Here is a 15,269-nt window from a genome sequence, read left to right as displayed (position 1 = left end):
AACTAACCCATGCTATTTTCATCCATACCGGGCTTACAGGAAACTAAAGAAAAACTCATCCAGGCCATCAACAACAATCACTTGGCCCATGCCTTGTTATTTCACGGACCTGAAGGGGCTGCCAATTTAAAAATGGCTTTGGCTTTGGCCACATATGTCAATTGTGAAAACAAGGGTGATCAGGATTCCTGTGGCACTTGTAGTTCATGTCAAAAAATGGCAAAGCTCATTCATCCTGACTTGAATTTTACTTTCCCCGTACCTGGCAGCTTGGTCAAAGAAGATGATGATGGAAACAGCAAAAAAACAGACATCCTTGCCCCTTGGAGAGACTTTGTACTGAACAAGCCGTATGGAAATCTCCAAGACTGGATCTATCACAATGGTTTCGAAAAGAAACAACCCAATATTTCCAAAGCGGCTGCCAAAAAAATCATCCAGACCGTATCACTAAAATCCTTTGAGGGAGGCTACAAGACCATTTTGGTATGGATGCCGGAATTAATGCACACTGCCGCTGCCAATGCTTTATTGAAAGTGCTGGAAGAGCCACCAGAAAAGACATTGTTCCTGATGGTAGCCCATCAACCTGAGCAATTGCTGACAACCATCCTTTCCAGAACCCAAAAAGTATTGGTTCGGGCTTTTACAGATGATGAAATTAAAGACCATATCATTTCAGAGGGCTTAAGCTCCAGGGAAGCCGCCTTACAGATTGCTCCATTGGCCAATGGAAATATGCGGGAAGCTTATCGATTGGCTGATCAGGTAGTCGATGAAAACACGGCAAAATTTCGTGATTGGATGCGAATTTGCTTTACTTTAGACATTAACAATATTATGTCTTGGTCAGACAACTTCCAAACCATTGACAAAGAAGGGCAAAAAGCGCTTTTCCTCACTGGCTTGAACATTTTACGCGAGAGCCTTTTGAAGAGAAGCCAACTGGAAAATCTCATGAGAACAGCCCCTTCTGATAGGGAGTTTGTTGAGAATTTCAGCCTCAATGCCATGACAGAAGACAAGATTATGAGTATTTATCAATTGCTCAACACGGCCCATTATCATTTAGAAAGAAATGCAAATGCAAAAATTCTTTTTGCCGACCTTTCTTTTGATATGGCCAAAGTTCTAAGAAGAAAAGAACCTGCATGAAAAAACATGTTATTGGCAGAAGAGAAAAAATAAGCCTTCCAGAATGGGACTTGTTCATGATTTCCGCTAAAGTGGATACCGGAGCCTACACCAATGCCATTCATTGTGAATGGATGGAAGAAAAAGTTATTGACGGTGAAGAAGTTCTGGAATTCAAATTGCTTTCTCCAAAACACCGTCTTTTTAAAGACACTACCTTTAGGACAAATAGATATAGTCTCAAAAAAGTCAAAAACTCTTTTGGAGGAGCTGAATTAAGGTATAAAATCACTACCAAAGTGGTGATGTTTGATGAGGAATTCGAGACGGAATTCACCTTATCTGACCGTTCTAAAATGCGAAATGCCATTTTATTGGGCAGAAAAATGCTTAAAGGCCGGTTTATCGTAGATGTCGATGAAACCAACCTATCCAAAAAATCAAAAGCCTCACAGAAATGAGAATAGCCATATTATCAAGAAACCCAAATTTATACTCTACACGGAGATTAAAAGAAGCCATCGAGGCCGCCGGGCATGATGCCTTGGTCATTGACCATTCACTATGCGATTTGGTGATTGAGCAAGAAGGACCTTCCATCTTCTATAAAGGAGAAAAGTTGTCCAACATACAAGCCATTATCCCAAGAATCGGAGCATCGGTCACCTTTTATGGTACGGCTGTAGTCCGTCAGTTTGAGCTTATGGGCACTTTCTCTGCTGTGGAATCCCAAGCCATTGTAAGAAGCCGAGATAAACTTCGAAGCCTACAAATTCTTTCAAGAGAAGGTTTAGGGATGCCCAAAACAGCCTTTACCAATTTCTCTAAAGGAGGCGAAAAACAATTGATTGACCAAGTTGGTGGAGCACCTTTGATCATCAAATTGCTGGAAGGCACGCAAGGTCTCGGGGTTGTTTTGGCAGAAACCAGAAAAGCCGGCCAATCTGTAATAGAAGCATTCCATGGACTGAAGGCCAGGGTTATAGTCCAAGAATTCATCAAAGAAGCGAAAGGAGCCGACATTAGGGCTTTTGTGGTTAACGGAAGAGTAGTTGGAGCCATGAAACGACAGGGAGAAGAAGGTGAGTTCAGGTCCAATCTCCACAGAGGAGGAAAAGCCACGGTCATCAAGCTTTCTACAGCAGAAAGAAAAGCAGCATTGGGCGCAGCAAAAGCCTTGGGGTTGACAGTAGCTGGAGTGGACATGCTTCAATCTGCCCGGGGCCCTTTGATCCTAGAAGTCAACAGCTCTCCCGGCCTGGAAGGCATTGAAAAGGCTACAGGAATCAATATTGCAGGAAAAATCGTTGAATTCATCGAAGCTTCCGCCAACAGAAAAACAACTAAAAGAAAAATCAAAGAATAATGCAGCCTATCAAAATAGGAACCAGAGGCAGCAAACTTGCGCTGTATCAAGCTTATCACATTGCAGACCTGCTTAAGGAAAAAGGACTCCAAACAGAAATTGTCACTATAGAAACCAAAGGAGATAAAATTCTCGATGTCTCCATTTCAAAAATCGGAAGCAAAGGGGTTTTTACTGAAGAATTGGAAGACCAGTTAGCTTCTGGTGAAGTGGATATCGCTGTTCACAGCGCCAAAGACATGCCTTCCAGTTTACCTGAAGGTTTTGAGTTAATCTCTTTTACCGAGCGTGAAAAAGTCAATGATATTATTCTCAGCCACAAACCTGAGATTGATTATAAAAATCCAGAAAAACCTTTATTACTGGGCACTTCTTCCACTAGGAGAGTTGCCACGTTGAAGCATTTCTATCCCCATATCCAAACCGTAGAAGTAAGGGGCAACCTACAGACCCGTATTAAAAAAATGGAATCCGGAGTTTGTGACGCCTTACTTTTGGCCTATGCGGGAGCGCATAGAATGGGTTATGATGACATGATTCGTCATGAACTTTCTTTGGATGAGTTTACTCCTGCCGTAGGTCAGGGAAGCATTGCAGTAGAAGCTTCACACAGACTGGATAGCGACCTTAAAAAACTTATCATTGCAGCCACCCACCATCAACAGACAGGATATAGGTTGATTGCAGAACGCAGCTATCTAAAAGTACTGGAAGGTGGATGCAGCATTCCTGTCTTCTGCTTGGCCAACTATCAAAACGGGACAATTTCCCTCAATGGAGGCATTGTAAGCCTAGACGGCCAAGAAAGAATACAGCATAGTATTTCTGGAGCTGCTGAAAAAGCAGAAGAACTTGGTAAAATGCTAGCAGAAAAAGTGATCCAATCCGGTGGAGACAGAATATTAGCAGAAATCAAAAGGAACCTTAACAAGTAACTTATGAACAAGAAACTTTTATGGTTTGCCTATTTACTTCCACTGGTATTCTCATGTGCTTCTGAAAAAGATGCTTTAATCAAAATACACACACGTCATGGAGACATCTATGCGATCTTGTACGACGAAACCCCAAAGCATAAGGCCAACTTCATCGACCTAGCGGAATCTGGCCGTTTCGATTCAACAGAATTCCATCGGATCATTGAAGATTTTATGATTCAAGGAGGCGATGTTTTTACCAAGGAGGGGTTACCGGAATCCGAACAGTATACCATTCCGGCGGAGTTCAATAAAAACCTCATCCATGAAAAAGGCGCCATAGCTGCTGCTCGCCAAGGTGACAACATCAATCCGGAACAACGCTCCAATGGCAGCCAATTTTATATTGTGGAAGGAAAAGTCTATTCCGAGTTGGAGTTGACCACGGACATGAAAAGGCTACAAAAGTATTTCATGAAATACATCACCTTGGAAAGTAGAAAGGATCTGGCCAAGCGTTACATCGATCTATACAACTTTGGAGATTTTAATGGAATGACCCAATTGATGCTTTCCAAAAAAGATGAAATGGAAGAGTTCCTCAATATCAACTTGGACAAAAAGCTTACGACACAACAAATCAATACCTACACCACTGTTGGAGGCACACCACATCTAGATGAGGAATATACTGTATTTGGCAAAGTCATCAAAGGAATGGATGTGGTAGAGAAGATCGCTGCTGAAAAGACAGATGATATGGACGTACCTGTCGACCCTGTCTATATCACAGTAGAAGTGGAAAACATCTCAAAGAAAAAAATCACCAAAGAATACGGTTTTGAATACACAGAAGAACAATAAACCATCAATCTTAATTACTGGAGCCAATGGACTTTTGGGACAAAAGCTGGTAAAGCGTTTGATCGAAAAAGGTTCATTTGAAATTATCGCCACAGGAAGGGGCGCTTGCAGGCTTCCTGAGTCTTGGAAGGATTATACCTATGCTTCTATGGACATCACTTCTCAGGAAGATGTCAAAAGTGTCTTTACCAAATTCAAACCGGGCCTAGTCATTCATGGAGCAGCCATGACCAATGTGGACCAATGTGAAACGGAAAAAGAGGCATGCTACCAACAGAATGTGGCTGCAGTGCAACATATCATCAAAGCTTGTGAGCAACATGCCTCCTACATGGTTCATGTCTCTACTGACTTTATTTTCGATGGAGAAGATGGACCTTATGATGAGGCTGCCAAACCAAATCCGGTCAATTATTATGGAGAGACCAAATTATTGGCTGAAGAGCTCATCCAACAATCAAACATCAATTGGGGGATTGCCCGGACCGTGCTGGTTTATGGTATTTCCCACGATATGAGCCGCTCAAACATTGTGCTTTGGGTAAAAAACTCCATCGAACAGGGCAAAGACCTACAACTGGTAGACGACCAACTCAGAACTCCTACACTTGCGGAGGACCTAGCCGAGGGCTGTATATTGATGGCAGAACAAAAGGCCAAGGGTATTTTTAACATCTCTGGGGAAGAGTTATTGACCCCCTACGACATGGCAATAAAAACAGCTGACTTTTTTAAATTGGACAAATCCAAGATCAATAGAACAAACTCAAGTACCTTTACCCAACCAGCAAAAAGACCCCTTAAAACAGGTTTTAACATTCAAAAAGCTAAAACTCAGTTAAATTATCAGCCAAAAAGTTTCAATGAAGGGATTGATATTCTAGCAAAACAACTTAATTTAGCTAATTGAAAAAATTAATATTTATTTGAAGAAGTCCAATTTCTTCTCCTCTACTATGAAATTCACTCCCAAAATAAGTTATTATCTATGTTATGAAGGATGCATTCCCAACCAAGGAAAGTGCCTAATGACAGTCTGATATTTTGGAAGGATGGAAATAGAAAAGTGGAAAGATAGGAATTGGGTTTATGAACTATAAATAATTAAAAATCTAGGTTTTAGACTCAAATATACAATTCAAATTTAAACTCACTATGTATAGAAAACTTCTATCCTTCTTAATTTTTCTACTTCCCATTTCCCTATTTGCCCAAGAGGCTGCTCCTGCGGAAGAATTAAGTTTTGGACAAAGAATAGACCAATCCTTTCAGCCAGTTGCAGATGCTTGGGAAAGCCTGGTACTTTATCCCATTCCAATCGGCGAATACAACATCCCTTTCATCCTTATTTTATTAGTAGTAGGTGCTACTTTCTTCACCATTTATTTTGCCGCCCCAGGTATCACAAAGATGCCATTGGCCATCAACACGGTCAGAGGCAAATATGACGATATGGAGAAAACTTATAAAGATCCTGAAAGTGGAGATATAGTAGTAGATGAAAGTAAAGGAGGAGAAGTAAGTCACTTTCAAGCCTTGGCCACTGCAGTTTCTGGAACAGTGGGGCTTGGAAACATCGCTGGTGTAGCTGTTGCCATTGCTCTTGGTGGACCGGGAGCTACTTTCTGGATGATTGTTTGTGGCATCTTAGGTATGAGCACAAAATTTGTTGAATGTACTCTCGGAGTAAAATATAGAGATATTGAAGATGACGGAACAGTACACGGCGGACCGATGTACTACCTTTCTCGTGGATTAGGTCATGACCTGAAAAAAGGTCGTTTGGGTCAGTTTTTGGGTGGCCTATTCGCTGTACTTTGTGTGGGTGCTTCTTTTGGTGGCGGTAATGCTTTCCAATCTAACCAGGCAGCTTCCCAGCTTTCAAATTTATTGGGAATCAACTTTCAAACCAATGGCTTTTGGATAGGTGTTGGACTTGCTGTTTTGGTAGCCATTGTGATCATTGGTGGCATCAAAAGAATCGCTAACATTACTGAAAAGATCGTTCCTTTCATGGCCGGTGTATATGTATTGGCCTCCTTGATCATCCTAGGAGCCAATTATGACTATATTGATGATGCCTTTGGTTTGATTATAGAAGGAGCTTTCACACCAATGGCCGGACTAGGTGGTATGGTGGGAGTAATCATCGTAGGCTTCCAGCGTGCGGCATTCTCCAATGAAGCAGGAGCTGGGTCAGCAGCCATTGCTCACTCCGCTGTAAAAACCAAATTCCCTGCCAGTGAAGGGGTGGTAGCCTTATTGGAACCGCTTATCGATACCGTGATCGTCTGTACCATGACCGCCTTGGTCATCATCTTTTTCAATATTGACGGTGGTTTGAAAAATGTAGAAAGCATCTTTAATTACGGGGGAGATGGAAGTGGAAATGTAATCTTAAAAGACGGCGGCGCATCTGTCGGTGGAGTGGAGTTGACCACTATGGCCTACGACGCAGTAATTCCTCATTTCTCCTATGTATTGACCGTAGCTATTATTTTGTTTGCTTTCTCTACCATGATTTCTTGGTCTTACTATGGACTTCAATCTTGGAAATTCTTATTCGGAAGAAGTAAAACAGCCGACCTCACATATAAGATGCTCTTCATTGCTTTTATTGTGATCGGTGCATCCACTACCTTAAATGCTGTCGTGAAATTCTCAGATGCCATGATCTTGGCACTGGTATTCCCGAACATGATTGGGCTTTTCTTCCTTTTCCCTAAAGTAAAAAAGGAGCTGAAGAGATACACTGATGCCATCAAAAAAATGTAACCCATAAACTTTCGTGTGATAAATACCTTGTCCTACTTAAATGGCAAGGTATTTGAATTTAATGGAGGTAGTATTTAAATCTTATCAAGTAAAAGCTCCACAGTAATGAAAAAAATTTGTCTTGTAATTATCGCAATCCTAGGGATCAGTGCTTCTCTTCAAGCCCAGGACTTTTCCATTGGTCCTAAGCTGGGTATTTCTCAAGGAAACATCAAAGTGAATGGTGATGGGTATGAGAGCGGAAGTGATAAGTTCGGTTATCATGTAGGTGCCTTTGTGAGAATGGGCGGCAACTCACTTTATCTCCAACCAGAAGTTCTTTATGTAAACACTGGTGGCGAAATCAAAGAAACCCAAGGAATGGAAGAAAAAACCTATGAAGCGTCCTTCAACCGTCTTGATGTCCCTGTGATGCTAGGATTTAAGTTGGGAGATATCTTCAGAATCCAAGGAGGTCCAGTGGCCAGTTTCCTTCTGAACTCAGAATTTGAGGATGAACTCAATGGAGCAACTGTTCCAGATTATAAAAGCTCCACCATTGGCTATCAGGCCGGTATAGGCGTAGACATCGCCAATATGATCATTGATTTGAAATATGAAGGATCTCTGAGCAAGCAGGCAGAAAGTATTGCTGGACTGGAAACTGACCAAAGACAAAATCAGTTGATACTATCACTTGGCCTCAGGTTGTTCTAAGCCAAAAGCCATTGATAAAAATGCGGATGGAAAATGATTTTCATCCGCATTTTTATTTTACCTCATCCAAACCTACCCGAGGTTTTTCTTTCATTTTCTTATAGGCAGAGGGAGTAATACCTGTTACTTTTTTAAATTGATTGGAAAGATGCTGCACACTGTTGTACCCTAGCCTCCAGGCAATTTCACTAAGCTGCAGTTCTTGATTAAAAAGCAACTCCTTGGTCTTCTCCAGTTTTAACCGAATAAAGAATTTCTCAATGGTTATCCCCTGATCTTGGCTGAATAAATGACTGAGTTTACTATAATCTTCATTGATTTCCTTGATAAGATAACTTGACAAATTCAAAGATGTCGGGATCTCTTCCTCCTGAAGCAGCTGATAAAGCTTACTTTTGACCTTCTCAATCAACCTACTCTCTTTTGTCCTGATCAGCCCAAATCCCAAGGACTTTAGTTCATCTTCCAAATGTTTTTCCTGCTCATTGGTCAAGGCATGAGTGACGGTCACTTTTCCTAATTCAACACCACTGATCGGCACCTCTAATTTCCTAAAAATGTCCTCAACTGCCATGATGCAGCGTGGGCAAACCATATTTTTGATCAAAATCTCTGACATACTCTTTAAACTGATCTTTCTGGCAGGAAGTTCGGAAATTTTCTTCCTCTACATGACTTAAGAGTAGATAAAATCCAAAACCATTAATAGCTTTGCTTTCAAATAATCTTCCCTTATTTTGGACTAAGCATGGCCCCAGTACTATGAGCAATAACACTATCAAGATGATCTTTGACCGAAAATCCATGGATGACAAAACGCTTTTGGACCTCTACCGCTCTTTGCTTCTTCCCAGAAAGATAGAGGAAAAAATGCTTATCCTCCTGAGGCAGGGAAAAATCAGCAAATGGTTTAGCGGTTGGGGTCAGGAAGCTATATCCATTGCCGCGGTAAAGGCCTTGGAAGAAGATGAGTTTATATTGCCCATGCACCGAAATCTGGGTGTATTTACAGCTAGGGATATCCCTTTGGAAAGGCTATTTGCCCAGTTTCAAGGAAAAAAGTCAGGTTTTACCAAAGGCCGTGATCGATCATTTCATTTTGGGTCAATACCCCATCATATCGTAGGAATGATTTCACATCTCGGCCCTCAACTGGCTGTAGCCAATGGAATTGCCCTAGCCCATAAGCTCAAAAAAAATCCGAAGGCCACACTGGTTTTTACTGGAGATGGTGCCACTTCTGAGGGGGACTTCCACGAAGCACTCAATGTGGCTGCTGTCTGGCAGCTTCCCGTTATTTTTGTAATAGAACACAATGGCTATGGTCTTTCCACTCCCAGTGAGGAGCAATTCAAATTCAAGCAGTTTATTGATAAAGGCCCAGGTTATGGCATAGAATCCATCAAGGTGGATGGCAATAACATTTTAGAGACTTACCAGTGCCTGAGCAAACTGGCAAAAGACATCCGTAAAAAACCACATCCCATTTTAGTAGAAGCCATGACCTATCGGATGCGGGGGCACGAAGAAGCTTCTGGCACTAAATACGTACCTACAGCTTATTTCGAAGAAGGCAGCTCAAAAGACCCCGTGGAAAACTTTGAGGCCTTCTTAATATCGGAGGGCATCTTAAATCCTAAATTGCAATCAAAGATTATCAATGAAATCTCAACAAAGATTGAAAAGGGATTGGAAAGTGCTTTTGCAGAAATGAAAAGTGAAGCCTTTACTGAAGAAGAAATCGGTGACCTTTATAAGCCTTTTACTTGCAAGCCTAGTATAGCCGATCATAATCAAACTAGCGAGAAAAGATTCATCGATGCCATAAGTGATGGGCTACGGCAAAGCATGCAAAGATTCCCCAACTTGATCCTGATGGGGCAAGACATCGCCACTTATGGAGGTGTGTTCAAAATTACCAATGGCTTTATGGAAGAATTTGGTGCCGAGCGCGTCAGAAATACACCTTTGTGTGAAAGCGCCATTATAGGTACTGCTTTAGGTCTTTCCATCAATGGCCATAAAGCCATGGTGGAAATGCAATTTGCTGACTTTGTAAGCTGTGGTTTTAACCAAATTGTAAATAACCTCGCCAAAATTCATTACCGTTGGGGGCAGCATGCCGATGTGGTCATCCGCATGCCTACTGGCGCAGGCGTTGGGGCTGGGCCATTTCATTCCCAATCCAATGAAGCTTGGTTTTTTCATACCCCTGGCTTAAAAATTGTCTATCCATCTTCTCCTTTTGATACCAAGGGTCTGCTTGCTACAGCACTTGAAGACCCCAATCCCTATTTATTCTTTGAACACAAAGCACTTTACAGGGCCATCAGCGAGCAGGTTCCTGATGATTATTACACCTTGGAAATTGGAAAAGCAAACTGGATCCGGGAAGGGAAGGATGTAAGCATCATTACCTATGGCATGGGGGTACATTGGGCCAGGGCTGTAATGGAGGAATTAGATGTCAATGGAGATTTATTGGACCTGAGAACCTTGCTGCCTTGGGACAAAGAGGCTGTAAGGAAAACTGCTGAAAAAACAGGCAAGGTAATTATCCTCCACGAAGACTGCTTGACTGGAGGAATCGGCGGGGAAATCGCTGCATGGATAGGCGAACACTGTTTTGAGTCACTCGATGCACCTGTGATGAGGGAAGCTGGCTTGGACACCCCAGTACCTTTTAGTTCAAACTTGGAAGAGAACTTCCTTCCCAAAAATCGCTTCAAAGAAAAACTTCAACGCTTACTGGAATATTAAAACAAAAAAAGAGGCTGCCCCTGATACTGACAGCCTCATGCCCAAACCTATGCTAATTTGGGATTAGAAATAAATGTATTTCTTTCTCCCTTGGGCATCCTTGATGCGTACATATAACCCTTCCACATTTCTGTTGGTAATTTTATAATCTCTTTCAAAGCCTTTCTCAACTTTCACATGATCGCTGGCAATTTTACTGTTGCTCTCATCGAAAATATCTACCTGAGTACCAGCCTGCTCAATACCGATAACAGTCAGGTTAATGGTATGATTATCCGTAGCTTTACCAAAGGCTACAATCGGCATTTCAAAAACCACTTTTTTCTCCTCAGTTTCTACGTTATAAATGGCTACCTCGTCCTTTGTTTTGATTTTGATAGAGTAGTCCCCTTCTGGTAATTCTGAAAGATTATAAGGAATCTTCATGGGAGTTTTCGCATTGTATTTATTTCGCGCAAGGAGCTTATTGTCCTCATCTAAAATAGAGACTACTACTTTTCCCACTGGCACCCTAAAAGTGATGTTTACTTTTTCATTGGTTGCCTCGACCATAGTTACGGCCATTAAACTTTCTTTCGCTGGTGTTTCTGGTTCTGAAGCTTTTGCTAGGAATATCATTCCAAATACAAAAATTGATGTTAATAATGCTTTCATGACGGTGTTTGTTTATTTTTTTGAATGTTATAGTTTTTGATTTCAGTTGTACATCCACTAACACCAATTGCGTACCACACCAATTTTACCCTCTTTTATTTGGAATAATTTATTTTTTCAAAATGACTAAAATGTTAAAAGTTATTGATTTCCCCCTATTTGGCATGGGGTAAAAATCCATACACCTGTATCAATACAGGATAACTGTTCGCTAAATTGATCGAAAACAGTACACGTTTAATCGATTATATGCTAAAATCCATCTTTCAAATTATTGTTCCAACATCAAAAAATTAATATTTATTATTTTAATTTTCTCTTAAATTAATTTTGACATTCCTCAATTAAGACTGTACGATTGTTCTATATCGGACAGATTACTGTACTAATGTGACACAAAATTCAGCATACTTTCACTACTTCTTCAATAGTTTGGCACACATAATTGCCCCTATTCCTTCCTCTAACTTCTCAGACTTTCTCTTTTATCAAGTGCTTTTTGATCATCTCAAGAACTAAAAACCATAATTACCGAACAGAAAACCATTTGGAGTAATATGGCATAATGATTGGCCAGTCACGAAAAAACATAACCAACTATATTATGAAAAAGCAATTATTAATGATCGGTCTTATGGCCGTAGGCACTTTTGGATTGATCTCCTGTAACAATGATGAAAATGATGAGATGCCCAAAGCCAGTGTGACTGTTAAGGCAAGGACGATTGCAAATGACAGTCAGCCTGATGAAAATGCACGTCTTATCTCAGGCGCCAATATTATTAGTGCCGAAGCCTCCATTGCCAACTTAAGCATACAGGGAGGAAGTGAGAGCTCTGACAGCACTCAAGTTCCAATCAAGCAGGGCAGTTCCTTTACCCTTGGACTTGTCCAAAGCGCTTTGCCTCTCAGCAAAACTTTGGAAACGGTGACTTTGGATCAGGGGACCTATTCGAAAATCTCTTTGCAGTTCCAAAGTGATGACAGCTTGATGGATGGTGACGCGATGTTTGAAAAAACATTACAGATCCATGGCAATGTTAATGAGCAGCTATTGACAATTTATACGGATAATGAAGAAATACTATCAGCCATGGCTGAAGGAGGAAGTCTAAATATTGAAGGCAATCAGGAGTTGTACCTTAATTTTGACCTGAACAGATTATTGGAAAATGTAGACCTTACCTTGGCCGTGGATGGAAATAGTAATGGCACCATTGAAATTGAACCCAATAACTTGGATGGTAATAGGGACATCTACCTCACCATTATTGGCAATTTGGAAAATGCCCTGAGCATATCCACAGACTAAAAATAAAAAAGGCGCTTTGAGCATTCAAAGCGCCTTTATCAAAAATTATCTTTTTGTATTAAAGAGCAGAGATGTATTTACCCTGTCCTTCTTCGTTTCTTACTTCAAATACCAAGTTATCAAGAGAAGCTACTTTTTCGAATTTGAAAACTTTTCCAAATTTGTTACCGGCAATCTCTTGTTCGAAGATCACGTTTCCTTGATCAAGGATTCTTACAAACTTCCTAGATTCTCCCGAAGACTTCACCAAGAAAGCAATATTATTGTCATCAAGAACTTTTACTTTAGTAAAGAAATCTGCTTTCGCTGCGGTAGCGCCTACGAAAAGATCTTTATTTTGTATAGTTCCTTGCTCTGGAGTGAATACTTCAAAGTTGTACTCTCCGTCTGCCAAGGCAGAAAGGTCATACTTCTTAGCAAAAAGCTTGTCACTAGAAATGATATCTTTGAAAATAACTGAGCTATTTTCGTCTTTGATTCTTAAAAGTACTTTACCGCTTGGTACGGCCAAGAACTTCAACTGAACCTTCTTGTCTCCTACTTTTTCAATTTTAACTGTTTTTTCGTCCAGGTCAGAACCTGTTTTCGCGAATGTACTTACTGAAATACTTAACGCTACTAATGTTGCAATAATTAATCTCATTTTTTAGAAATGTTAATAGGTTTTGAATTTTTTTAAACCTCCAAGTCTCTGCTGAGCACTTGTATTTTCTAGAGGCTAATTATTTTGGGTGCTTTGTTTGATCATTGATCACACTACAAATGTAAAACATAGTGTTATTAATTACAAAATATATAATAATAATTATTCAAAATTAACGATTCAATAATATTATAAGTAAATCATTAGTTATTTTGTATTTCCATGTTTTAAACTATGAATATACATGACGCCGGCTAGGCGCCAAATATTATTTGGATAAAACTCTTATAAGCCATAGAGAACCAAGCGATAAATAACTTGAAAAAAGTTTTCCTGACATTATCTAGGGATTTATTGCAAACGTTTCCGCTCAAAAAAATAAACCTATTTTACGCTATTCAACAATTCTCTCATAAAATGAACACTATTATCAAACCTTAAAAATCAATAACTGCAAAAAAAGAAGTCAATATCTTGAAATCTCAAACCACTCACACCTTACTTACAGTTTAAGCCCACACACAAATTGAGCAATCGATAGCACAAGAGTCGACAAAATTTAAATTGGCTGATGTAAAATGATTGCATCGTGCCCTCTGGCGCTCACAACCATAATTCCTTTTGTTGGTAACAAAAACTGTATCAAAGGACAAGGTCATTATCAACCTTTGCCTTCCAACAAACCATTCAGAATGATGGCACCAAACATTACCTTAGACCATGAAAGATGTCACTTGTCCCAACCTCAACCAACTTGTAATGAGCATAATTTTCTTGACTTTTCTATAGTTTTATGAATGAAAATATGACTTATCCTGCCGTTGGTACATCTTGATATGCTTAAACATTAGAACATCCTTTTGTCCATGGATTCAATGACTTGCTCTCCTCATCCTTAGCAAATACTCTTGGATTCAGAATAAGCAATCCAAAATGCATTTGGGCATGGTAAATATTTTGGAAGACAAATAATCACATCTATGTTTGCTTGACTAGTAGTAAGACAGACCTCTATCTAAGTGTTTCAAAAATTATTTTAAGAAAGCAAGTCCATAAAGCTTAAGACTGATTTACCTCTCACTCGGAAATATGGCTAAATCCAATATTTTTAATTCTGAATCAACACACCAAAAAACGTAAACCAATCCAATAACACCAACTCAAAAACATATACGCATAAAAAAAGGCTGCCTATAAATAGACAGCCTCCAAATTCTTTGTTGGTTTTAGTTTTAAAGAGCAGAAAGGTATTTTCCATCTCCATCTTCGTCTCTTACCTCAAATACAAGGTCATCAAGAGAAGCTACTTTTTCGAATTTGAATAGTTTACCGTACTTGTTTCCCTCAAAGGAATCTTCAAAGATCACATGCCCCTTGTCCAAGATACGGATGTACTTTTTGTCATCACCTTTAGATTTCACCAAAAGAGCCACATTCTTATTGTCTATCACTTTCACCTTGGTGAAGTAATTGGAACCAGCAGATTTCTCTTTGCCTAAAGTCACTTCAAAATTATTGATAGTTCCCTGTTCACGGGTAAACACCTCAATTTCATAGTCACCTTCAGCCAAAGCAGACAAATCATAGTTCTTCTTGAATTCCTTGCCTGTTTTGATAACTTCCTTATAGATAACGCCCTTGTGTGAATTCTTGATCCTTACCAAAACATTTCCGCTTGGCTCGGTCAAAAACTTGAGCTGTACTTTCTTGTCCCCGATTTTCTCCAGGACCACCTTTGCTTCTTTTTCTTCTTTCTTGAGGTCTGTGTGACCTGCGGTACGGGCTGTTGCATTAAGTGAAATGCATAGCGCCATCATTGTTGCAATAATTAATCTCATGGTTTTAAAATTTTAAGGGTTAATAAAATAACTCTTTCAAACCTCCCAGCTGTCCGTCCGAACAGCCAGATATTACTGAGGCTAATTACTTTGGGCAGGTACTATTAATTAGTGAATCACGTGATTGTAATTCAAACGTAAAAAAGAGGATTCATAATTGCAAATACTACAACAATAAATATTATTCATTAACAATTTAGCAATAATAAGCACTAACCGATAATTATTCAATATTTTCACCTAGAAACCGTTTGCAACATCTATAAAACACAACTTAAGCCATCTTTTTTACTGATTATTTACAAATTTT

General features: G+C 39.9%; 14 protein-coding genes. 10 read left to right on the top strand and 4 right to left on the bottom strand.

The genetic code is table 11. The features are described from left to right. Positions 1-9: 9 nt before the first annotated feature. From IFO69_RS13915 to IFO69_RS13880, 8 genes are all read left to right on the top strand, one after another. Positions 10-1,155, top strand: a complete 1,146-nt coding sequence (locus IFO69_RS13915) for a DNA polymerase III subunit (protein WP_192010731.1) — start codon at positions 10-12, stop codon at positions 1,153-1,155. Beyond that, positions 1,152-1,595 carry an ATP-dependent zinc protease family protein gene (locus tag IFO69_RS13910; protein WP_192010730.1) on the top strand — a complete coding sequence of 148 codons (444 nt, stop codon included), beginning with the start codon at positions 1,152-1,154 and terminating at the stop codon, positions 1,593-1,595. Before IFO69_RS13915 ends, IFO69_RS13910 begins: the two co-directional genes overlap by 4 nt. Continuing rightward, positions 1,592-2,500 carry a 30S ribosomal protein S6--L-glutamate ligase gene (gene rimK, locus IFO69_RS13905; RefSeq protein ID WP_192010729.1) on the top strand — a complete coding sequence of 303 codons (909 nt, stop codon included), beginning with the start codon at positions 1,592-1,594 and terminating at the stop codon, positions 2,498-2,500. The genes IFO69_RS13910 and rimK overlap by 4 nt, the downstream gene beginning before the upstream one ends. Beyond that, on the top strand, positions 2,500-3,435 hold the full coding sequence (gene hemC / locus IFO69_RS13900; RefSeq protein ID WP_192010728.1) for a hydroxymethylbilane synthase: 936 nt from the start codon (positions 2,500-2,502) through the stop codon (positions 3,433-3,435). Before rimK ends, hemC begins: the two co-directional genes overlap by 1 nt. A 3-nt stretch (positions 3,436-3,438) precedes the next feature. Next, positions 3,439-4,281, top strand: a complete 843-nt coding sequence (locus tag IFO69_RS13895) for a peptidylprolyl isomerase (RefSeq protein ID WP_192010727.1) — start codon at positions 3,439-3,441, stop codon at positions 4,279-4,281. Next, on the top strand, positions 4,259-5,191 hold the full coding sequence (locus tag IFO69_RS13890; protein ID WP_192010726.1) for an SDR family oxidoreductase: 933 nt from the start codon (positions 4,259-4,261) through the stop codon (positions 5,189-5,191). Before IFO69_RS13895 ends, IFO69_RS13890 begins: the two co-directional genes overlap by 23 nt. Positions 5,192-5,436: 245 nt before the next feature. Next, complete coding sequence (locus IFO69_RS13885) at positions 5,437-7,056, top strand: alanine/glycine:cation symporter family protein (RefSeq protein ID WP_192010725.1); 1,620 nt, start codon at positions 5,437-5,439, stop codon at positions 7,054-7,056. Positions 7,057-7,161: 105 nt separating this feature from the next. Then, positions 7,162-7,752 carry a porin family protein gene (locus IFO69_RS13880; RefSeq protein WP_192010724.1) on the top strand — a complete coding sequence of 197 codons (591 nt, stop codon included), beginning with the start codon at positions 7,162-7,164 and terminating at the stop codon, positions 7,750-7,752. A gap of 52 nt (positions 7,753-7,804) precedes the next feature. Here IFO69_RS13880 and IFO69_RS13875 read toward each other — a convergent pair whose 3' ends face one another. After that, complete coding sequence (locus IFO69_RS13875) at positions 7,805-8,371, bottom strand: helix-turn-helix domain-containing protein (protein WP_192010723.1); 567 nt, start codon at positions 8,369-8,371, stop codon at positions 7,805-7,807. A 143-nt stretch (positions 8,372-8,514) separates the two neighbouring features. Between IFO69_RS13875 and IFO69_RS13870 the strand changes: the two genes are divergently transcribed. Further along, positions 8,515-10,512 carry an alpha-ketoacid dehydrogenase subunit alpha/beta gene (locus IFO69_RS13870; protein WP_192010722.1) on the top strand — a complete coding sequence of 666 codons (1,998 nt, stop codon included), beginning with the start codon at positions 8,515-8,517 and terminating at the stop codon, positions 10,510-10,512. A gap of 63 nt (positions 10,513-10,575) precedes the next feature. Here IFO69_RS13870 and IFO69_RS13865 read toward each other — a convergent pair whose 3' ends face one another. Next, the gene (locus IFO69_RS13865) at positions 10,576-11,166 is read right to left on the bottom strand and encodes a DUF3244 domain-containing protein (RefSeq protein WP_192010721.1); all 591 of its coding nucleotides are present in this window, start codon (positions 11,164-11,166) and stop codon (positions 10,576-10,578) included. 604 nt (positions 11,167-11,770) lie between these two features. On the opposite strand from IFO69_RS13865, the gene IFO69_RS13860 reads away from it, so the two are divergent. After that, a complete protein-coding gene (locus IFO69_RS13860) occupies positions 11,771-12,478 on the top strand; it encodes a hypothetical protein (protein ID WP_192010720.1) in 708 nt (235 codons plus the stop codon). A gap of 58 nt (positions 12,479-12,536) precedes the next feature. Here IFO69_RS13860 and IFO69_RS13855 read toward each other — a convergent pair whose 3' ends face one another. Both IFO69_RS13855 and IFO69_RS13850 read right to left on the bottom strand, forming a co-directional pair. Then, the gene (locus tag IFO69_RS13855) at positions 12,537-13,121 is read right to left on the bottom strand and encodes a hypothetical protein (protein WP_192010719.1); all 585 of its coding nucleotides are present in this window, start codon (positions 13,119-13,121) and stop codon (positions 12,537-12,539) included. A 1,232-nt stretch (positions 13,122-14,353) separates the two neighbouring features. Next, positions 14,354-14,959 carry a hypothetical protein gene (locus IFO69_RS13850; protein ID WP_192010718.1) on the bottom strand — a complete coding sequence of 202 codons (606 nt, stop codon included), beginning with the start codon at positions 14,957-14,959 and terminating at the stop codon, positions 14,354-14,356. Between the last annotated feature and the right edge of the window lie 310 nt (positions 14,960-15,269).

The sequence above is a fragment of the Echinicola arenosa genome (genome assembly GCF_014841125.1).
Classification (GTDB): domain Bacteria; phylum Bacteroidota; class Bacteroidia; order Cytophagales; family Cyclobacteriaceae; genus Echinicola; species Echinicola arenosa.
The sequence above is the reverse complement of the archived record's forward strand: the minus strand, read 5'-3'. Positions and strand labels throughout refer to the sequence as shown.